Annotated in this window: 19 protein-coding genes; 10 read left to right on the top strand and 9 right to left on the bottom strand. The window is 74.2% G+C overall.

Annotated features, from left to right (window positions below; translation table 11 throughout):
• Positions 1-2: 2 nt before the first annotated feature.
• The 7 genes from BUE43_RS09640 (at position 3) to BUE43_RS09610 (ending at position 6,359) form a co-directional block, all read left to right on the top strand.
• Entirely contained in the window at positions 3-620 is a 618-nt protein-coding gene (locus BUE43_RS09640) for a TetR/AcrR family transcriptional regulator (protein WP_073481224.1), read from the top strand.
• Between the two features lie 108 nt (positions 621-728).
• Positions 729-1,217: a hypothetical protein gene (locus tag BUE43_RS09635; protein ID WP_073481222.1), complete on the top strand. Its 489-nt coding sequence runs from the start codon at positions 729-731 to the stop codon at positions 1,215-1,217.
• A gap of 36 nt (positions 1,218-1,253) precedes the next feature.
• The gene (locus BUE43_RS09630) at positions 1,254-1,562 is read left to right on the top strand and encodes a DUF3817 domain-containing protein (protein ID WP_073481220.1); all 309 of its coding nucleotides are present in this window, start codon (positions 1,254-1,256) and stop codon (positions 1,560-1,562) included.
• Positions 1,563-1,706: 144 nt separating this feature from the next.
• Positions 1,707-1,988, top strand: a complete 282-nt coding sequence (locus BUE43_RS09625; RefSeq protein WP_073481218.1) for a hypothetical protein — start codon at positions 1,707-1,709, stop codon at positions 1,986-1,988.
• Between the two features lie 19 nt (positions 1,989-2,007).
• On the top strand, positions 2,008-4,989 hold the full coding sequence (locus BUE43_RS09620) for a helix-turn-helix transcriptional regulator (protein ID WP_327083435.1): 2,982 nt from the start codon (positions 2,008-2,010) through the stop codon (positions 4,987-4,989).
• 174 nt (positions 4,990-5,163) lie between these two features.
• Complete coding sequence (locus tag BUE43_RS09615; protein WP_073481214.1) at positions 5,164-5,856, top strand: HNH endonuclease family protein; 693 nt, start codon at positions 5,164-5,166, stop codon at positions 5,854-5,856.
• A gap of 116 nt (positions 5,857-5,972) precedes the next feature.
• Entirely contained in the window at positions 5,973-6,359 is a 387-nt protein-coding gene (locus BUE43_RS09610; RefSeq protein WP_073481212.1) for a hypothetical protein, read from the top strand.
• Here the strand turns inward: BUE43_RS09610 and BUE43_RS09605 are convergent.
• The 5 genes from BUE43_RS09605 to BUE43_RS09585 all read right to left on the bottom strand — a co-directional run bounded on the left by BUE43_RS09605 (position 6,337) and on the right by BUE43_RS09585 (position 11,635).
• Positions 6,337-7,353 (bottom strand): PHP domain-containing protein, encoded by a 1,017-nt coding sequence (locus BUE43_RS09605; RefSeq protein WP_073481210.1) that lies wholly within the window; start codon positions 7,351-7,353, stop codon positions 6,337-6,339. The two genes, BUE43_RS09610 and BUE43_RS09605, sit on opposite strands and share 23 nt — an antisense overlap.
• Before the next feature lie 44 nt (positions 7,354-7,397).
• The gene (locus BUE43_RS09600; protein WP_073481207.1) at positions 7,398-9,167 is read right to left on the bottom strand and encodes a serine/threonine-protein kinase; all 1,770 of its coding nucleotides are present in this window, start codon (positions 9,165-9,167) and stop codon (positions 7,398-7,400) included.
• A 445-nt stretch (positions 9,168-9,612) separates the two neighbouring features.
• Positions 9,613-10,575, bottom strand: coding sequence for a M56 family metallopeptidase (locus tag BUE43_RS09595; RefSeq protein WP_073481205.1), 963 nt, complete (start codon positions 10,573-10,575; stop codon positions 9,613-9,615).
• Positions 10,572-10,991: a BlaI/MecI/CopY family transcriptional regulator gene (locus BUE43_RS09590; protein ID WP_234995636.1), complete on the bottom strand. Its 420-nt coding sequence runs from the start codon at positions 10,989-10,991 to the stop codon at positions 10,572-10,574. The genes BUE43_RS09595 and BUE43_RS09590 overlap by 4 nt, the downstream gene beginning before the upstream one ends.
• A 14-nt stretch (positions 10,992-11,005) precedes the next feature.
• Positions 11,006-11,635, bottom strand: a complete 630-nt coding sequence (locus BUE43_RS09585; protein ID WP_073481203.1) for a TetR/AcrR family transcriptional regulator — start codon at positions 11,633-11,635, stop codon at positions 11,006-11,008.
• A gap of 232 nt (positions 11,636-11,867) precedes the next feature.
• On the opposite strand from BUE43_RS09585, the gene BUE43_RS09580 reads away from it, so the two are divergent.
• From BUE43_RS09580 to BUE43_RS09570, 3 genes are all read left to right on the top strand, one after another.
• On the top strand, positions 11,868-13,037 hold the full coding sequence (locus BUE43_RS09580) for an acyl-CoA dehydrogenase family protein (RefSeq protein WP_073481201.1): 1,170 nt from the start codon (positions 11,868-11,870) through the stop codon (positions 13,035-13,037).
• Between the two features lie 12 nt (positions 13,038-13,049).
• Positions 13,050-13,901, top strand: coding sequence for a MaoC/PaaZ C-terminal domain-containing protein (locus BUE43_RS09575; RefSeq protein ID WP_073481199.1), 852 nt, complete (start codon positions 13,050-13,052; stop codon positions 13,899-13,901).
• A 129-nt stretch (positions 13,902-14,030) separates the two neighbouring features.
• A complete protein-coding gene (locus tag BUE43_RS09570; protein ID WP_073482495.1) occupies positions 14,031-15,005 on the top strand; it encodes an LCP family protein in 975 nt (324 codons plus the stop codon).
• 28 nt (positions 15,006-15,033) lie between these two features.
• Here BUE43_RS09570 and BUE43_RS32645 read toward each other — a convergent pair whose 3' ends face one another.
• The 4 genes from BUE43_RS32645 to BUE43_RS35035 form a co-directional block, all read right to left on the bottom strand.
• The gene (locus BUE43_RS32645; protein WP_083959531.1) at positions 15,034-15,927 is read right to left on the bottom strand and encodes a nitroreductase/quinone reductase family protein; all 894 of its coding nucleotides are present in this window, start codon (positions 15,925-15,927) and stop codon (positions 15,034-15,036) included.
• Positions 15,928-16,007: 80 nt separating this feature from the next.
• A complete protein-coding gene (locus tag BUE43_RS09560; protein ID WP_073481197.1) occupies positions 16,008-16,604 on the bottom strand; it encodes a DUF3558 domain-containing protein in 597 nt (198 codons plus the stop codon).
• A gap of 10 nt (positions 16,605-16,614) precedes the next feature.
• Complete coding sequence (locus tag BUE43_RS09555) at positions 16,615-16,941, bottom strand: hypothetical protein (protein ID WP_073481195.1); 327 nt, start codon at positions 16,939-16,941, stop codon at positions 16,615-16,617.
• A 235-nt stretch (positions 16,942-17,176) separates the two neighbouring features.
• Complete coding sequence (locus BUE43_RS35035; RefSeq protein WP_234995635.1) at positions 17,177-19,336, bottom strand: solute carrier family 23 protein; 2,160 nt, start codon at positions 19,334-19,336, stop codon at positions 17,177-17,179.
• Positions 19,337-19,461 lie beyond the last annotated feature (125 nt).

The following is a 19,461-nucleotide window of genomic DNA, read 5'->3' as shown; positions in this document are numbered from 1 at the left end:
CCATGACGCGTGCGGCGGAGGGCCGGACCAGACGGGCCGCCGGGGAGCTGACCCCGGTCGAGGCCCGCATCATGCGCGCCGCCGTGCGGCTCTTCGCCGAGCAGGGCTTCGACGGCACCACCGTGCAGCAGGTCGTCGACGCCGCCGAGGTCACCAAGGGCGCGCTCTACCACTACTTCGAGTCCAAGGACGACCTGCTGTACGAGATCTACCACTCGTTGATCGCCATCCAGCTCGCCGGCGCGGAGCGCATCCTGGCGGCCGGCGCCGGTCCGGCGGAGACGGTGCGCGCCCTGGTCGTCGACCTGGTGGAGACGACCGCCGCCCACGTGGACGAGGCCGCGGTGTTCGGCAGGGAGATGCACAAGCTGGCCGCCGAGCGGATGGCGGCGGTGCGCGCCGACCGCCGGCGCTACCACGAGGCGTTCCGGGGCGTCGTCGAGCGCGGGCAGCGGGAGGGCGTGTTCCGGGCCGAGCCGCCGGCCGAGACCGTCACGCTGGTCGCCCTCGGCGTGGTGAACCAGCTCCCCTCCTGGTACCGGCCGGACGGCCCGAAGCCGCCGGGCCAGCTCGGCGCGGAGATCGCCGACTTCGTGCTGGCCGGGCTGCGGCCCGACTGAGGTGGCCCGACTGAGGTGGCCCGACTGAGGCGGGCCGGGTGCCCCTCATGGGTAGCCGCGCTACGGGTCGGTGCCGGCGGCCGGGGGCGGCAGTGCTAGCGTCGGGGCGTGCCCCGCTACCTGTTCACCCCTCGGTGGCTGGTGTTGCATGTCCTGCTCGTGGCCGCCGTGATCACCTGCCTCGCCCTCGGCACGTGGCAGTGGGACCGGGCCCGGTCCGCGGGGGGAAGCCTCCAGAACTACGGCTACGCGTTGCAGTGGCCCTCGTTCGCCGTGTTCTTCGTCTACATGTGGTGGCGGATGATGCGGATGGAGGCGCGGCAGCTCGCCGAGGACGCGGCAGCAGCGGGTGCCGAGGGCGCGGAGCGGGTCGAGGGCGTCGTCGAGCCGGCCGTCGGGTCGCTGACCGCCCCGGCCGGCACGACCGCAGCGCCCGAACCGACCCCGGCGCCCGAGCCGGCCGCCGCGACCCCACCCCGCCGGAAGGCGCGGCCGGTCGTCGTGCTGGACGAGGAGCCGGACGACGAGCTGGCGGCCTACAACCGCTACCTCGCCGAGCTCAACGCCCGTACCCAGGACCCCGACGGCCGCCGCTAGGCCGTGTCGACGCGTGAGAAGGCTGGACGAGTCGCGATGAATGCTGCCCTGACCCGGTTCCGGATCGCCGCCTACGTGGTCGGCGTGGGACTGCTGGCCCTGGTGCTGGTGGCGATGCCGCTGAAGTACTTCGCCGACCAGCCGCTGCTGGTGCAGGTCGTCGGCCCGGTGCACGGCTTCCTCTACGCCGTCTACCTGCTGATCACCTTCGACCTCGCCGTGCGGAGCAAGTGGCCGGTGCTCCGCACCCTGGGCGTGCTGGTCGCCGGCACCATCCCGTTCGTGTCCTTCGTGGCCGAGCGGAAGGTGGTCCGGCTGGCCAGGGAGACCGCGCCCGCAGCCTGACCCCCTTACCCCCTCGTTCGGCGCACTCAGGCGTCCCCGGGTAAGGGGTCCGCAGCCGCATCAGTGGGCGAACGCCCAATGTGCCGGGGGGCGCCTCAGCACGAGTCTTGGTCTCGTCAACGACACGAGATCAGGAGGCTCGAGATGAACGGGTGGACCGTCGAGGGCATGAAGGCCGAGGTCGGCTACCGCCGGGAGCTGCTGATGGCGGCCACGGTCGCGGCCAACGGGCTCCGGCCGCCCCAGTCGTGGGTGACCCTCCAGCGGTTGGAGGCGGAGCTGGCCACCACGGAGGAGGCGGACGCCGACGCCGCGGACCCGGAGTTGGGGCCCGAGCGCCGGCAGGCGCGGCAGTGGTTCGGCGCCCGCTGGTTCGGCGGGCGGAAGCGCCCCGCCGCTTACGGCGACCGGACGTGCACGGCCTGACATGTGCGAACATCGGTTCGTGCCACGTCTGGGGTCCGGGATTCCGCTGGTCGCTCGCGAGAAGGAGATGCGCGCGCTCCGGCAGGCGTTGGAGCGCGCGCGGGCGGGGACGGCGGGCGCCGTGCTGGTCGCCGGGGAGGCGGGGGTCGGCAAGTCCCGCCTCCTCGCCGAGCTGAGCGAGCTCGCCAGGGCCGACGGGGTGCGCGTGCTGACCGGGCGCTGCCTGGACGTGGGCCAGACCGGCCTGCCGTACCTGCCGTTCGTGGAGGCCATCGGCCAGCTCCCGGCCGAGGCGCTGGCCGAGGTCAGGACGCGGCCCGCCCTGGCCCGGCTGCTGCCGGGCTCGGTCGACGAGGACCCGGCCGCGGAGCCGCCCCGGGTCCGCGTCGACGAGGACATGGGCCAGCTCCAGCTCTTCGAGGCGGTCCGCCGCCTGCTGGCCGACCTGGCCGACGAGGAGTGCGTGCTGCTCGCGTTGGAGGACCTGCACTGGGCCGACGCCTCCACGCGGTACCTGCTGTCGTTCCTGGTCTCCCGGCTGCGGACGCACCGGGTGCTGGTCGTGGCCACCTACCGCAGCGACGACGTGCACCGCACGCACCCGCTGCGCCCGCTGCTGGCCGAGCTGGTCCGGCTGCCCGCCGTGGAGCGGCTGGAGCTGCGCCCGTTCGGCCCGGCCGAAACCCTGGAGTTCGTCCGGGCGCTGGCCGACGACGCGCTGCCGGCCGAGGTCGAGCGGGAGATCGCCCGCCGCTGCGAGGGCATCCCGTTCTTCGCCGAGGAGCTGATCGCGGCGTGCGCCGAGTGCGGTCTGCCGACCGCGCTGGCCGACGTGCTGCTGGCCAGGACCGAGCGGCTGAGCCCGCTCACCCAGCGCGTCGTCCGGCTCGCCTCGGTGGCCGGCCGGATGGTCTGCCACCACCGGCTGCGCGCGCTCGCCGGGCTGGGCGACGCCGAGCTCGACGAGGCCCTGCGGGAGGCGGTCACCCACCACGTGCTGGTGCTCGGTGACAGCGGTGAGGACTACCGGTTCCGGCACTCCCTGCTGCGCGAGGCCGTCTACGCCGACCTGTTGCCGGGGGAGCGGGCGCGCTGGCACGCGGCGTACGCGGGGCTGCTGGCCGGCGAGGAGGGCGTGCGCGGCGTCGCCGCGGAGCTCGCCCACCACAGCATGGAGAGCCACGACCTGCCCACCGCGCTCGCCGCGTCGGTGCGCGCCGCCGACGAGGCGGCCAGGGGCTGCGCCCCGGCCGAGGCGCTGCGGCACCTGGAGCGGGCGCTGAAGCTGTGGGGCGCGGTGCCGGACCCGGCGGAGGTGGCCGGCGCCGACGAGGTGACGTTGCTGCGCAGGGCGGCCTACTTCGCCGGCGTCTCGGGCGAGCCGGAGCGCGCGCTCGCGCTGGTGCGCTCGGCCATCGCGATGACCGACGAGCGTTCCGAACCCGAGCTGGCCGCCGACCTGCGGCGTCGCTACGCGCAGGAGTTGCTGGGCAGCCCGGAACCCCGGCTGGCGGACGCGGTCGAGATGATCGAGCGCGCGTGGGAGCTGGTCGGGGACCGACCGGCCAGCCCGTCCCGGGCCTGGGTGCTCGCCGTCCGGGCGCGGGTGCTGTGCTCGCGCTACCACGACGACGACGGAGCCGCCCGGCCCGTCGCCGAGGCCGCCGTCCTGGACGCCAGGGCCAGCGGCACCACCGGCGCCGAGATGGACGCGTTGATCACGCTCGCGGTGTTGGACCAGTGCCGGGGCGACATCGACGCGGCGTGCGACCGCCTGGTCGTGGCCAGGACCAGGGCCGCGGAGACCGGCGCGTGGTCGGTGGAGCTGCGGGCGTGGTTCAACCTCGCCGCCAACCGCTACGAGCAGGGCCGGGTGGCCGAGGCCGCGGGCATCCTGGAGCAGGCCGTGCGCCGGGTCGAGAGCATCGGCATGGCGTGGAGCAACTACGGCCTGGAGCTGCGGAGGTTGCTGGTCGTCGCGCGGTACGCCCTGGGCGACTGGGACGCCAGCGCCGCTGCGGCCGAGCTGGAGCCGGGCTCCGTTCCCGGCACCGTGGACGCGCGCGTGGCGGCTTCCGCTCTGGACGTCAGGGTGGCGCGGGGCGAGTTCGAGGCGGCCGCGGAGTCGCTGCGCGTCCTGCGGCCGATGGCCCCCGGGGACCTGCACGTCGCGTCGAGCACCGGCGCGTGCGGGGTCGAGATGGCGTTGTGGTGCGACCGGCCCAAGGAAGCGGCGCGGCGCGCGGTCGAGGCCCTGCGACAGGTCGACGCGTTGGAGGAGAACGCCGCGGCCGGGCTGCGCCTCGCGGCCCTGGGCGTCACCGCGTACGCCGAGCTGGCCCGGCGCGCCCGGCAGCGCCGGGACTGCGCGGGGGAGCGGGCGGCGGTGGCCGCGGGCGAGGAGATGATGGCGCGCCTGCGCGGCCTCACCACCGACCTGCGGCCCCGCATCGGCCGGCTCGGCCCCGAGGGGCAGGCGTGGGTGGCCCGCGCCGAGGCCGACTTCGGCCGCCTGCACGGGGCGGACCGGCCGGAGGCGTGGCAGCGGGCGGTCGAGCTGTTCGGCGAGTACAACGGCTACCTCCAGGCGGTTGCGCGCTGGCGGTGGGCCGACGCGTCGCTGGCCGCGGGGGACCGTGAGCGGGCCGTCGAGCAGCTCCGGCTGGCCGTCGACGTCGCCGACGAGTTGGGGGCCGCGCCGCTGGCCGACGCCGTCCGCGCCCTGGCGCGGCGCGCCCGGATCTCGCTGGCCGCCCCCGGCGCCGAGGTGGTCGAGCCGCGTCAGATCCTCGACCCGCTCACGCCGCGCGAGCGCTCCGTCCTCGGCCTGGTCGCCCTCGGCCGCACCAACCGGCAGATCGGCGACGAGCTCTACATCAGCGAGAAGACGGTGAGCGTCCACCTGTCCCGGGTCATGGCGAAGCTGGGGGCCACCAGCCGCACGGAGGCGGTGGCGCTGGCCTACGACCGCGACCTGCTCGCGTCCGCGTCGGCGAGCTGACCGCGCTCGGCGAGCTACCGTCCCCCTTCCGGGCGGGGCCACCCGCCCCGCGGGGGACATATCGCCCGTTCGCCCGGCCGGACGTGACCGACACCGCCCGTCCGGCTCTGTCGCCACCCCCGCGCGCTCGACGATGATCGCCCGTTGGAGTGATCATCGAGTAGGGGAGCGTGCGTGGGCGAGAAGCAGCGGCAGGTGCTGCTCGGACTGGTGCTCCTGGCCCTGGTGGTGGCCGGGTCGGTGTGGGGCTGGAACCGGCTCGGTGGTCCCACCGGGCCCGCGCCCTCCAGCGCTCCGCCGGCCGCGACCGTGCCCGGCTCGGGGGAGGCCGCCGCGCAGCTGGAGAAGCTCAAGGTGGCCGCGTGGCACCCGATGACGGGCTACTCCCGCGACCGGTTCAAGCACTGGATCTCCCAGGGCGAGGGCTGCGACACGCGGGAGACGGTGCTGCGGCGAGACGGGAAGGGCGTGCAGACGGACAAGGAGTGCCGGGCCACCGCCGGCACCTGGGTCAGCGTGTACGACGGCAAGACCGTGGAGAAGGCCGAGGAGCTGGACATCGACCACGTCGTCCCGCTGGCCAACGCCTGGCGCACCGGCGCGGCCGACTGGACCGACGAGCGGCGCAGCCAGTTCGCCAACGACCTGAAGGCCCCGCAGCTCCTCGCGGTGACGGCGAACACCAACCGGAGCAAGGGCGACCAGGACCCGTCCCAGTGGAAGCCGCCGGCGCGGACCTACTGGTGTGAGTACGCGACCCGGTGGATCACGGTCAAGAGCGGTTACGGGCTGTGGGTGACCCAGGAGGAGAAGGCGGCGCTGCACGAGATGCTCGGCGCCTGCTCGGCCGCTCCGACCTCGCGCTAGCCACCCGAAAGGGCAGTGCTGCCCGGCCGATCGAGTGGTTGGGCAAGATCACCCTGGGTGGTCGGGGAAGGCGTCCCTAAGCTCGGTCCGGTCGGGGTCGGGAGGAGGGACACCACATGGACACGCGTGCCGCGCGCATCGCCCGGGTGGACAACCGCCGGGGCGAGGACCCCAGGCCGTGGACCGAGGTCATGCGCCACGCCCTGGAGCGGCAGGTCCGCGACGACGGGCACTTCGTCGTGGTGGCGTTCCCGCCCCGGGTCCCGCACGAGGTCGGACGCGAGGCGGAGCGCCTGACGGCCCTGCGGGACGAGCTCACCGAGCGGTGCGCGGGCATCGGCTACGTCGTGGACGTCGAGCTGCCCGCCCAGCGCCGGGCGCACGCCGAGGAGGGCCAGCGGATCTTCGGCTGCCCGGTCGAGGTGCTCTCCCCGGACGAGGACTGGGCGGGGTGGGCCGAGGACCAGCTCGCCCGCCACCTCAGCGGGGACCGGACGCGCTGACCCAGGCCAGCAGCTCGTCGGCGGGTCGGGTGTTGACCACCCGGTCCGCCGGCACGCCGCACTCCTCGGCCCGCTGGCAGCCGAAGCCGAGCCAGGAGAGCTGGCCGGGCGCGTGCGCGTCGCTGTCGATCGAGAACAGGCAGCCCAGCTCCACCGCCACGCGCAACAGCCGCCGGGGCGGGTCCAGCCGCTCCGGCCGTGAGTTGATCTCCACCGCCACTCCGTGGTCGGCGCAGGCCTGGAACACCTCCTTGGCGTCGAACGCCGACTCGGGGCGGCCCCGCCCGGTGACGATCCGTCCCGTGCAGTGCCCCAGCACGTCCACGTGCGGGTTGCTGACCGCGGTGACCATCCGCTCGGTCATCTCCCGCTCCGGCATCCGCAGGACCGAGTGCACGCTGGCCACCACCACGTCCAGTTCGCCGAGCAGCCGCTCGTCCTGGTCGAGCCGGCCGTCGGCGAGGATGTCCACCTCGATCCCGCTGAGCACCCGGAACGGCGCGATCCGCCGGTTGAGCTCGGCGAGCACGTCGAGCTGGGCGCGCAGCCGGTCCGCCGACAGGCCGTTGGCGATCGTCAGCCGCGGCGAGTGGTCGGTGAGCGCGATCCACTCGTGGCCCAGCTCCGCCGCGGTCTCCGCCATCTCCTCGATCGGGCTGCCGCCGTCGGACCAGTCCGAGTGGGTGTGGCAGTCCCCGCGCAGCGCCGCCCGGAGCCGGTGGCCCCCGGTCAGCTCCGGCGCGTCCCGTCCGGTCAGCTCGACCAGGTAGTCCGGCTCCCGCCCGGCCAGCGCCTGCGCGATCACCTCGGCCGTGGTGCGGCCGACGCCGGTCAGCCCGGTGAGCGCGCCGGTCTCCGCCCGGTGCCGCAGCTCGTCGACGCCGGCCCGCTCGGCGACCGCCGCGGCCCGCCGGAAGGCCTGCACCCGGTAGGTCGCCGCGCCGGTCCGCTCCAGGTGGTACGCGATCAGGCGGAGCGCCCGCACGGGGTCCACCCCGCCTGTGTACCGCACCGGCGCCCGCGCGGCAGGGCGAACGATCAGAGCTGCGGGTCGTAGCACCCCCGGGCGTAGTGGGCCAGCGCGGCCCGGACGTCCCTGGCGTGCTGGCGGACCTCGCGCCGCGGCCGGTTGCCCCCGCCCAGCGGGAACAGCCGGATGCCGCCCTGGTGGGGCCGGAACCGGTGGCCGACCAGCGCGTTCGGGACGTCGACGCCGGCGGCGAGCCAGGCGACGAGGTACTGCCGCCGACCCCGGCCGACGACGCCGATCCTGGTGATGTGGTGCCAGTCCAGGTGCCGGCGCCGCCGGCCCTGGCACAGGGTCACGCCGACCGGGCTGACCACCAGCTCGACCGACGGCAGCGCCGCCCGGACCAGGGAGAGCACGCCGCTGCCGGCGAAGTACGCGCAGGCCAGCGCGGCGGTGAGCACCACGCCCAGGTTCGACGGCGTGCCCCGGAGGTTGATCATGTACACCAGGCCCGCGGCCAGGGTCAGGCCGAGCACGCCGAAGAACACCGAGCCGGCCTTGGCCGCGGCGAAGCGGACGCCCCCGGCCATCGCCTGTTCGAGCCGCTGGGCGGCCGCCTGCGTCGCGGCCCTGGCGCGCTGGCGCGCGGCGTTGCCGGCCCGCACCTTCTCCACCGCCCGGGAGACCGCCTGCACGGCTGCCACCGGAAGCGGGGGGCCCGCCTCGGCGGGCGGCTCCTCCGGAGCGGTCATGACCTGCGTCGGGGGCTTGGGCGACGGCGGCGGGGGGAGCCGCGCGGGCGGCGGGGCGGCCACCGGCGCCTCCGCGGTCGCCACCAGGGTGGGCTGGCCGACCGGCGGCCCGACCCGGGTGGGCGCTGGCACCCCGGGCGCTGGGACCCCGGGCGCTGGGACCCCGGGCGCTGGGACGACCAGGGTGGGGCGTCGCGGCGGCGGGGCCGCGACCAGTGCGGTGCGCTCGTCGATGAGGGTGGTGACGGCCGCGGGGAGCCAGCTGGTCGCCTCGCGGGTCGAGCCCCCGTGGTCGCCGATCGCGGCCAGGAGCTGCTCGGCGGAGGGCCGGGCGGCCGGGTTCTTGGCCAGGCACGGGCCGATCAGGGCCCGCAGGCCGGGGCTGAGCCGGCTGAGGTCCGCCTCGGCGTGCACCACCCGGTAGAGCATCGCGGTGGTGTGGCCGTCGCCGAAGGGCCCGACCCCGGTGGCCGCGAACACGAGGACCGCGCCGAGCGAGAACACGTCGCTGGGCGGGCCGATCTCCTCGCCCGTGGTCTGCTCCGGGGAGAAGAAGCCGGGCGTGCCGAAGAACATCCCGGTCATGGTCAGGCCGGCGCGCTCCAGCGCGCGGGAGATGCCGAAGTCGATCACGCGCGGGCCGTCCGCGCCCAGCAGCACGTTGCCCGGCTTGAGGTCCCGGTGCACCAGGTTGGCGCCGTGGATGGCGGCCAACGCCTCGGCCAGGCCCGCGCCGAGCAGGCGCACCGCGTGCTCGGGCAGCGGCCCGTGCCGGGTCACGGCCTCGTGCAGGGTGGGGCCGGCGACGTACTCGCTGGCGAACCACGGCCGGGGCGCCTCGGTGTCGGCGTCCACGACGGCCGCGGTCCAGAACCCGCCAACGGCCCTGGCGCTGGCGACCTCGCGGCGGAACCGCTCCCGGAAGGTCGGGTCCTCGGCCAGCTCGGCCTTGACCACCTTCACCGCGACCGGCCGGCCGCCGCGCGACCGGGCCAGGTAGACCGCGCCCATCGCGCCGCGGCCCAGTCGGCCGAGCAGCGCATAGCCTCCGACGCGATCCGGATCGTCCGCAGACAGCGGTTGCACGAGCTGGTTCCTCCCCACGTCCTCCCGACCCGAGCTTAGAGAACCTGTCGGGGTGATTGGCCGACCCGAGGCCGACCCGGGGTGGGGTTGGCGTTCGGAAGGGGCCTGGCCAGGTGGAACGAGGGTGCCGCGAGTCGAGGGCAGCCCCGCGCTGGCGTTGCGGTCCGTGATGACTGAATCGTCCGATGGGGTTGCAAGTTCAACTACTAGGCTGCATAGTAGGCCCGTCCGCGTGACCGATCGGCGGTTTCCCCCCTCTCGCCCGGCGCGGACGACCCGCGGTGGCGGGCGGCTCGGCGACCCCCAGACCGAGCCGCCTGCCACTCGCACCGGTCGTCGGGTGGTGGAGCCGAGAGCGCCCGCCCGACATACCGGGAGCGGCGCGCTGGTCAGAGCGGCGGAGCGCCCCGGAACGCGGGCGGAGCAGCCCAGAACGGACAGCGGCTCAGAGCAGCGACAACACCTGGCAGACCAGGGCCATCGTGACGACCAGACCCGCGCCGGCCACGAGCGCCGCGGCGACCGGGCCGGCAACCAGGGCCGCCACCCCGGACGCCATCGCCACCGGCCGGGGCGGCGGCGTCAGCAGGTAGTCCATCCTGGTCGCCAGGTTCGCCCCGGTGGCGCTGAGCGCTGTGTCGGGCGCCGTGCCCGGCGACGCGTCGGGCACGAGCCCGGCGGCCATCCGCAGCAACGCGCCGGCCAGCACGCGGCGTCCGTGCCGGCGGCCCGCGCTCTCGTCGGCCGCGCGTTCCACCAGCAACTCCACCTGGTCGCGGGTCGTCCGCAGGAGCGGCAGCCCGGGCAGGGCGCCGGCCAGCACGGCGGCCACGGCCACGAGGAGGTGGTGGCGCCCGTCCAGGTGCGCCCGTTCGTGGGCCACGACGGCGGCGAGCTGGGGTTCGTCCAGCGTCGCCACGGCCGCGCTGCTGAGCACGATCCGCCGGGGGCGGCCGGGGAGGCAGTAGCCCACCGGCGTCGGGTGGTCCACCACGAGCGCGCCGGACCGCTCGTCGAGCCGGCCGAGGAGGTCCGTCGCCGCCCGGTGCCGCCGCACCGCCTCGGACCTGCGCCGGGCGAGGCTCGCGGTCACGACGACCAGCCGCACCGCGACCGTCAGGGACACCAGCACCGGCAGCGCGACCGCCAGGTGGTGGTGGGGCATCGGGTGCTGGCAGTGCAGGAGGCAGGACGCCCAGGCCCGCACGCCCTCGGGGCCGTGGCCGGGCAGGAGCGTGAGCGGGCCGGCGAAGAGCGAGGCGCCGACCACCGCGGCCGACGTGCCCAGCCACGCCACCAACCCGACCCCCGGAACGGCCCGCAGCACCCGGAGTCGGGACAGCGCGGGCGTGGCCGCGAGGGCGAGCGTGGTCGTGCCGCCCAGCGCGCCCACCGCCAGCCAGCTCATGACGACTCCTCGTCCAGGTGGCGCGTCGCCCGGTCCAACGCGCTCCGCAGCGCCGCGATGTCCTCCGCCGACATCCGGTCCACGAACCGCAGGAAGGCGAGGGACCGGTCCGCGCTGGCCGACAGCGCCTGCGCCATCAGCTCGGCGGCGTGCTCCTCGCGGCTGGCCACGGCGCGGTAGGTGTACGCGCGGCCGACCAGCGCGCGACGCGCCAGCCCCTTCTTGTAGAGGTTGTCGAGGACGGTGAGGACCGTGGTGTAGGCCAGGGGACGGCTCGGCGCGAGCAGGTCGCGCACCTGGCGCACGGTGAGCCCGACGTGGGGCTCCCCGGTGTGGGACTCCTCGGCGCGGGTCTCTTCGGCAGCCCAGAGCTGCTCCATCACCGCGGACTCCAGCCCGCCGCCAGGCCAACGCACGCCGCCCCCTCGTCTCACGCCCCCCGGGTGGGGTGTCGCGCCGCGAGGCCGTCGACCAGCGCCCCCAGGGCGAGCTCGAAGCTGTCCCTGTCGATCTCGTCGGCGTGGGCCCGCAGCCGGTGCGCCTGGCCGAGGTTCGGGAACCGCTCCGCGTAGACGTCGGCGTCGTCGACGAACCCGCCGGCGAACGACCCCAGCGCCGCACCGAGCACAAGGTAACGCACGGCCGCGCCGATCATCGTCGCCTGGCGCGGCGGCCAGCCCGCCCCGACCAGCACGCCGTGGACCGCGTCGGCCAGCCGCAGGGACGCCTCGCGCTCCAGCGGTTCCCCGGCCAGGAACGGGACGATGTGCGGGTGCGCGGCCAGGGCCGCCCGGTAGGAGCGGGCCCAGCCGAGCACCGCCGCCCGCCAGTCGTCGGTGTCGGGGTCGGGCGGCTCCACGCCGGCGACGATCGCGTTGGCCACGTCGTCGAGCAGCGCCTCCTTGGTGCGGACGTGGTTGTACAGCGACGCCGCGCGCACCCCGAGCGCCTCGGCGAGCCGGCGCATGGACAGCGCGGCCAGCCCCTCCGCGTCGATGATCCGGAGCGCGGCGGCGCGGATGAGGTCCGGTGAGAGCCGGGGCGTGCTCGGTCGGGGCATCGCGTCCTCGGGTGCTCGGGGGACGACCGAGGAGGGCCCGGAGCGGCCGGGGTGGTGATCGCGCGTTCGGGCCTTGTCCCCGTCGGTGTCCCGGGCCTAGGGTGCGGCAACAAAACTAACGTCGTTAGTTTAGCGAGGTCGCCATGCCGCACCGGGTTCGCCGTCGGCGGGACGCGGCCTGGCCTTCCTCCGCCTCGCCGCAGGCCGGTTCCCGCGAACAGGAGGGTCCACTGTGGACTTCGGGCTGACCGACACCGAACGCGACGTCCGCGACTGGGTGCGCACCTTCGTGCGCCGCGAGCTGCTCCCGTTGGAACCGGAGGTGCTGCGACGGGAACGGCGCGGTGAGCCGGGACTGCCGCCGGAGGAACTGCGCCAGTTGCGGGAAATCGCGCGGGCGGCGGGGTTCTGGGGTGTGCAGACGCCGCGGGAGTACGGCGGCATGGGGCTGGGGGCTGTGCTCACCGCGCTGGTCGAGGTGGAGCTGGGCCGCACCTTCGTGCCGTTCTCGTTCGGCGGATCGGCCGACAACATCCTCTACTCCGGCGACGAGGAGCAGAAGCGGCGCTACCTGCTGCCGACGATCGCCGGTGAGCGGGTGTCCTGCTTCGCGCTCACCGAGCCCGGCGCGGGGTCGGACGCCAAGGCGATCCGGACGACCGCGCGGCGCGACGGCGACGACTGGGTCATCGACGGTGAGAAGACCTTCATCACCCACGGCCACGAGGCCGACTTCGCCATGGTGTTCGCCGTGACCGACCGCGAGCGGGGCGCCGACGGCGGCGTCACCTGCTTCCTGGTGGACCGCGAGTCGGGCTGGACCTCCGAGCCGATCGCGACGATGGGCGAGTGGGGCCCGGCCTCGCTGGTGTTCGACGGCGTGCGGGTCCCCTCGGCCAACGTCCTCGGCGAGGTGGGGCAGGGCTTCGCGTTGGCCATGCGGTGGATCGGGCGCGGCCGCTACCTGTTGCCCGCGCGGGCGCTGGGCGCCTGCGAGCGGTTGCTGGAGATGGCCATGGAGCACGCGCGCGTCCGCCACACCTTCGGCGAACCGCTCGCCGAGCGCCAGGCCATCCAGTGGATGATCGCGGAGTCCGGGGTGGAGATCGAGGCGATGCGGTGGCTCGTGCTGCACGCCGCCTGGCAGGTCGACGCCGGCATCGACTCCCGGCACGCGCAGTCGGTCGCCAAGCTCTACGGCGGGGTGAAGGCCAACGAGATCGTCGACCGCGTGCTCCAGATCCACGGCGGCATGGGGTACACCAAGGAGCTCCCGGTCGAGCGGTGGTACCGGGAACTGCGGTTGTTGCGGATCTACGAGGGCACCGACGAGATCCAGCGGCGCACGATCGCCAGGAACCTGTTGAAGGGGCACGTTTCCGTCGGCGGCGTGCTCGGCTGAGGGGGAGACGACGTGGCGCTGGACCCGAACCTGGTCGGCCGGACCGAGGGCCCATGGGAGCAGAGCTGGACCGCCGACGACGCGTTGCGGTACGCGGTGGCCGTCGGCGCCGGCCAGGACGACCCGGTCGCCGAACTGGCGCTCAGCACGGAGAACACGACGGGGGTCGAGCAGCGCGCCCTGCCGACCCTGGGCATCGTCCTCGCCCAGTTCGGCGGCCCGCAGGAGATCCGGCTCGGTGACTTCGACCGGGCGCTGCTCGTGCACGCGGAGCAGTCGCTCGTCCTGCGGCGGCCGCTGCCCGTCGCCGGGCGGATGACGTTGCGCCGCAAGGTCGTCGACGTGTTCGACAAGGGGAAGGGCGCGCTGGTCGTCGTCGAGACCGAAGGGTCCGATGTGGACGGTCCACTGTTGACCACCCGGTCGTCGGTGTTCATCAGGGGCGAAGGCGGCTTCGGCGGGCCGCGCGGCGCGAGCGCCGGGTGGTCCGTGCCGCGCGGAGAACCCGACGAGGTGCTGCGCTTCCGCACGGCGGTGAACCAGGCGTTGCTGTACCGGCTCACCGGCGACCGCAACCCGTTGCACTCCGACCCGGCCTTCGCCGCGCGGGGCGGCTTCGACCGCCCGATCCTGCACGGCCTGTGCACCTACGGGATCACCTGCCGGCTGCTCGTGAACGCGGTCTGTGGCGGGGACCCCGACGGGGTCGCCGGGATGTTCGGCAGGTTCACGCGCCCGGTCTGGCCGGGTGAGGAACTGGTCGTCTCGTTGTGGGACGCCGGCGACGGAAACGTGTTGTTCCGCACCGCGAACGGCGCCGGCGACGTCGTCCTCGACCGAGGGCGGTTCACTGCCCGGCGGTGACGTCGGGGTGGATGTCGCACGGCTCACATCACCCGACTGCGTATGGTGGTCGTGGTGCCGCGTTCCGCCTCGCGGGGTGTCGGCCAGTCACGAGTTGGTCGGGCACACGGAAAACACGGAACGGTGGAGATGGCTGCCGGCAGCTTCCAGGGGTATCGCAAGCCGAAGCGACGCGTGGGACGCGTCATCGGCGTGTTGTTCGTCGTGCTGCTCCTGCTGGTCGTGGGCGGCTGGATCTACCTCGACAGCTCGTTGCGCCGGGTCTCGGCGCTGCCCGACTACCCGAACCGACCGGCCAAGGGCGCCGGCACCAACTGGCTGCTGGTCGGCTCGGACAGCCGGGAGGGCCTGTCCGAGGAGGACCGCGAGGCGCTGAGCACCGGCGGGGCCGCCGGCCAGCGCACCGACACGATCATGTTGGTGCACTTGCCCGACGGCAGTGGCCCGGCGACGCTCGTCAGCCTCCCCCGGGACTCCTACGTGCCGATCCAGGGCAACGGGCGGAACAAGCTCAACGCCGCCTTCGCCTGGGGCGGCCCGCAGTTGCTGGTGCGCACCGTGGAGGAGGCCACCGGACTGCGGATGGACCATTACGCCGAGATCGGCTTCGGGGGCTTCCGGGACGTCGTCGACGCCGTGGGCGGCGTGGAGATGTGCCTCAAGGAGCCGATGAAGGACCCGCTGGCGGGCATCGATCTCCCGGCCGGCTGCCAGGAGCTCGACGGCGCGCAGGCGCTCGGCTACGTCCGCACCCGCGCCAGCGCCCGGGCCGACCTCGACCGGGTGCAGCGGCAGCGCGAGTTCCTGTCGGCGTTGGTGGCCAAGGCGACCAGCTTCGGCACGCTGGTCAACCCGTTCCGTGTCGTTCCGCTGGTCACCAGCGTTCCCGGCGCGGTGTCGCTCAACGACGGCGACCACCTGCACCACCTCGCCGCGATGGGGTGGGCGCTCAGCGGCTCCCCGGTGACGACCACGGTCCCGATCGGCAGCACCGGCAACGCGCCCAACGCGGGATCGGTGGTGCACTGGGACAAGACCAGGGCGGGCCGGCTCTTCGAGTTGCTGCGCAACGACCAGCCGGTGCCGCAGGACCTGGTGAAGTAGGCGGTGAAGTAGGCGGAACTCCGCGCGTTCAGCGGCGGGGGTCGAGCCGGAAGACCGGGTGTTCCCCCGCGCTGCGCAGGAAGTCGGCGTCCGGCGCGTCCGGCGAGGCGACGCCGAGCAACGCCGGCGTGCTGGCCAGCACGGCCCCGCGCACGTACTCGCGGAGCACGGGAACCGCTTGCGGCGGCGGCACTTCCACGGCGTGCACGTGCTCGATGCGGCTGCCCACGCGCAGTTCCGCCTCCGGCTCCGCGCGGAGGTTGCGCACCCAGTCCGACTCGCCGCGCCGGGACACGACGTAGCGGTCCTCGCCCAGTCGCACCACTTTCAGCGGGGTGGACCGCAGCCGGCCGGTGCGGCGGCCGGGGACGCACAGGAGTTGGGTGTCGTCGAAGTCGCGGCCCAGCCGGCCGACGAGCAGGCGGGCCAGCGGGGTCATCAGGGTGCGTTCCCACCACGCCGGCGGCTGGTAGCCCGCGGGCCCGCCGCTGACCGCCCGGCGGGCCACGAGCTTGAGGTCCTCGTGCAGCACGCGACCGAGCAGCGGAGCGGCGGCGGGCAGGATCTGGGCCACGGTCGGGTTGCTCGACCTGATCTCCCACCGGTGGCGCACGCGCGTGCCGCCGGCGGTCGCCTCGTGGTCGACGACGTACGTCCCGCCGAGCGGGCTGTCCAGCACCTGGTGCTCGGCGTGGTGGGGCGGTTCGTACACGGTGTGGTCGGCGGTCTGCCGCAGCAGCACGGGGCCGATCTTGCGGACCAGCGTGTAGCGCGGTGTGCCGTCCGGGCGGAGCTGGTAGTTCTCGACGGCCACCGTGATGTTCGACAGGGCGACGTAGCGGCGCATCTCGTCGCCGTGGAACAGGTCCCACGTGCGGTCCAGGTCGAGTGGGACGACGACGGACGCTTCGACCGTGGTCATGCTCGGCCTTCCTCGCGGTCGGCGAGCCCCCTCCCGTGCAGGGTACGTCGTGCCGGTCGCCCCTTCGCGGCCGTCCCCGCCTATTTCGCCCCCTTCAGGTTCTCGACCACCAGGGCCGCGGCCCGGTCGCTGACCTCGCAGGCCGAGCTGTAGTCCGGGTGCTTGCGGTCGCTGATCCTGACCGAGGCGGTGACGAGGCGTTCCTCGGCGACCCCGACCTGCGTGACGCAGTCGCCCTGTTTGGGCGCGTCCCGGTGGTCGATGGCCTGGACGGCGGGGTAGCCGGCGACGGTGGTGGGCTGGAAGTGCCCGAACTTGTCCTGGCGCTGGTAGATGCCTTCCAGCCCGCCTGACCTGGTGTTGATGGTGATCGTGACTCTTGTGTCGACCGTGGGGTCCGCGCCTGCCCACGCGCAGTTCGGTCCGGCGACCGGTTCCTGTGCCTTCGGTGGGGAGTGTTTGCCGAACTGCGTGAGTTGTTCGGGGCGCAGTGCCTGGCACGGATCGGCCTCGAAGCGGGAGGTGTCCAGCGGAGGCTGGGCCAGGGGCGGGGAAAGACGTGACGCCGAGGCCGAGGTGTTACTGGTGGGGCGTGGTGTGCCGGCGGTGCTGCCGCCGCACGAGACCGTGGTCAGCGCTGTGGCGCAGGCCGTCAGAACAAGGATGAGACGACGCACAGTTCTTCCCTCACGTCCGCATCGTGTTGGCCTGCTCAGCCTGCCGATAGGCGGCCAGGGAAGCCCGAAGGTTCTCGATCACGTTCTGGATCGCCTGCCGGTACGCCCTGTTGGCCTGGCCGTGGCAGCCGTCCTCGTCGGAGGCCAGCCGGCTGATCTCCCGGATCGCGAAGGCGGTGTGCGGGTCACCGGAACCCGGAGCCTCGATGGCGGTCAACGCCTGGGCGTGCTCGTTGATCTCATCCAATCGATCCAGGACCTCCTCCAGCCCTCTGATCACGCCTTCGACGTTCTCCGGTGCCACGACCAGCTTGGGGACGCCGCTGTCGGCCGACATCGCCTCAACCCCCTACCTCCGGCGCGGCACCACGGGAGTACCGCAACAACGCGGCATGTTACCGATTGTGTGCGGAGAGTAACCAGGGCGTCCTGATGACAGGTGGGAGCGGACGGGCCGGAGCGCCGCCGGCGGTCCGGGGGTTCTTCTCGCCGGCGGCGCGGCCCGACGGGTTGGGGGCGACCCGTCACCGGAGGGGTGATCCCCCGGACGGAGATCAACACCTGAGTGTGGCTCACGTCACGGAGTCGCTGATCCCGGTGTGCTGCCGCAGGGCGCGCGCGGCCCGGGCGGCGGCGTCCGCGACCTCCTGCTCGTCGGCCGTGACCAGCCGCCCGTCCCGCACCACGACCCGGCCGCCCACCAGCGACAGCCACACCCGTGCCGGCGGTGCGGCCACCAGCGCCGTGACCGGGTCGTCGAACTCGACGTGCGCCAGGTCGTCCAGCCGCCAGACCGCGATGTCGGCGAGCTTGCCGGGTTCCAGCGAACCGAGCTGGTCGCCGTTCCTGATCTGCCTGGCCGCGTCCCGGGTTGCCGCGCGAAGCCGTGCCCGCGCCGTGTCACCGGTGACGGGAGATGTGGGGCGCGCCTCGATGGCGCTGTGCGTTTCACAGAGTCGGATTCCGATTTCCGGTGCCGCTGCTGCGAAAACACCGTCATCGTCGGGACGGGAACAACAGGTGTGGCCGGTCAGCGTCAGACGAGCCGCCGTCGCGCGAGCGACCGCGATGCGGAACTCGTCGTCCAGGGTCGCGAGACGGTCCGGGGACAGGCCGGGGGCGACCGAGGTCCGGAGATCGCGGGAGAGGTGCACAAACCCTGGCGTGGCAAGGCAACCCCGAGCGTCCACCCGGTGATCACCGGGCCGGGGCTCGATCTCGCCCGGCCCCACGGCCACGATCCGGCCGCCCTCGACGACGACGTGCCCGCGCTCGTACTCGGCGTCCGCGTCGTCGAGCGTGGCGACGGCGCACCCGGTGAGCACGGTCCGACGGTCCACGGCTCCGGCGGCACTTCCCTCCGAAGGTGGTCGTGGGACGGGAAGTGGTGGCGCGGAAGCAGAACCGGCGCCCGGTCGGCCGTTGAAGAGGAGGTTCAGCGCGATGGCCGCGACGGTCCCCACCGAGATGCCGGAGTCCAGCACGGTCCGCGCCGCGGCCGGCAGGTGCTCCCAGAAGGTGGGCACCGCCAGGGGAATCATCCCGAGCCCCAGGGACACCCCGACCACCACGAGGTCGTGCGGGCCCCGGAAACCCGAGCGGCCGAGGGTTCGGACGCCGCTGGCCGCCACGGTCCCGAACAACGCGATCCCCGCCCCGCCGAGGACCGGTGCGGGAACCGCGGCGACCAGCGCGCCCAGTGGGGGCAGCAGCCCCAGCAGCACGAGAACGCCCCCGCCCGCCGCCACGACGAACCGGCTGCGCACCCCGGTGAGCTGGACGAGACCGATGTTCTGAGCGAAGGCGCTGCACGGAAAGGCGTTGAGAACACTGGAAAGCGCCGAAGCGGCGGTGTCCGCGCGCAGTGCCATGGCCAGTTCCGCCGGTCCCACGGGCCGGCCGACGACCTCCCCGACGGCCAGGGCGTCCGCGGTGCACTCGGCGAGGATGACCAGTTGCACGACGAGCATCGAGACGATGGCGGCGAGTTCGAAGCGGGGCACGCCGAAGTGGAACGGCGTGGTGATCCCGACCAGGTCGACGCGCGCGACGCCGGAGAGGTCGGTCATCCCGAGCGGAGCCGCGACGGCGGTGCCCAGGAGCAGGCCGAGCAACACCGCGACCCGCCCGGCGAAGCCGCGCGCGAACCGTTGCAGCAGAACGATGAACGCCAGCACGCCCAGCGCGACCGCGAGGTTGCGGGGGGAGCCGAAGTCGGGCGCGCCCACGCCGCCCGCGCTCCACTGCACGCCCACCTTGAGGATCGACAGGCCGATCAGGGTGATCACCGTGCCGGTGACCAGGGGCGGGAAGAACCGCACCAGCCGGCTGAACCGGCCGGCGACGGCCAGTCCCAGCAGGGACGACACCAGCGCGGCCCCGAACACCGCCGGGAGCCCGCCCCCGCCGTGCGCGATGAGCACCATCGGCGTCACCGCGGCGAAGGTCGGCCCGTTGACGAAGGGCATCCGGATGCCGAACCGCCACACGCCCAGGGTCTGCACGAGGGTGGCGACGCCGGCCATGACCAGCGCGGCGCTGACGAGGTAGGCCAGGTCGGGTCCGCGCAACCCGGCGGCGGCCCCGACGATCAGCGGGGGGGCGACCACGCCCGCGTACATCGACAGGATGTGTTGCAGGCCCAGGGTGAGGGTTCGCCCGAGCGGAAGCACTTCGTCGACCGGGTGGACCGGGGGCCGCTGAGCCGCTCCGGTGGTCGTGGCTCGTCCCACGCCGACCTCCCGTGGCTGTCGCGACGCCCGCGCGCCGCTGGGTCCGGCTCCGGGCGGTGGGGCGGGGCCGGGGCCACCGCCCGCCCGGTCTCGGCAGTGAACCACCGTGGTTCTTATTGCGGAAT

Origin of the sequence: Streptoalloteichus hindustanus (genome assembly GCF_900129375.1) — a bacterium.
Classification (GTDB): domain Bacteria; phylum Actinomycetota; class Actinomycetes; order Mycobacteriales; family Pseudonocardiaceae; genus Streptoalloteichus; species Streptoalloteichus hindustanus.
The sequence above is the reverse complement of the archived record's forward strand: the minus strand, read 5'-3'. Positions and strand labels throughout refer to the sequence as shown.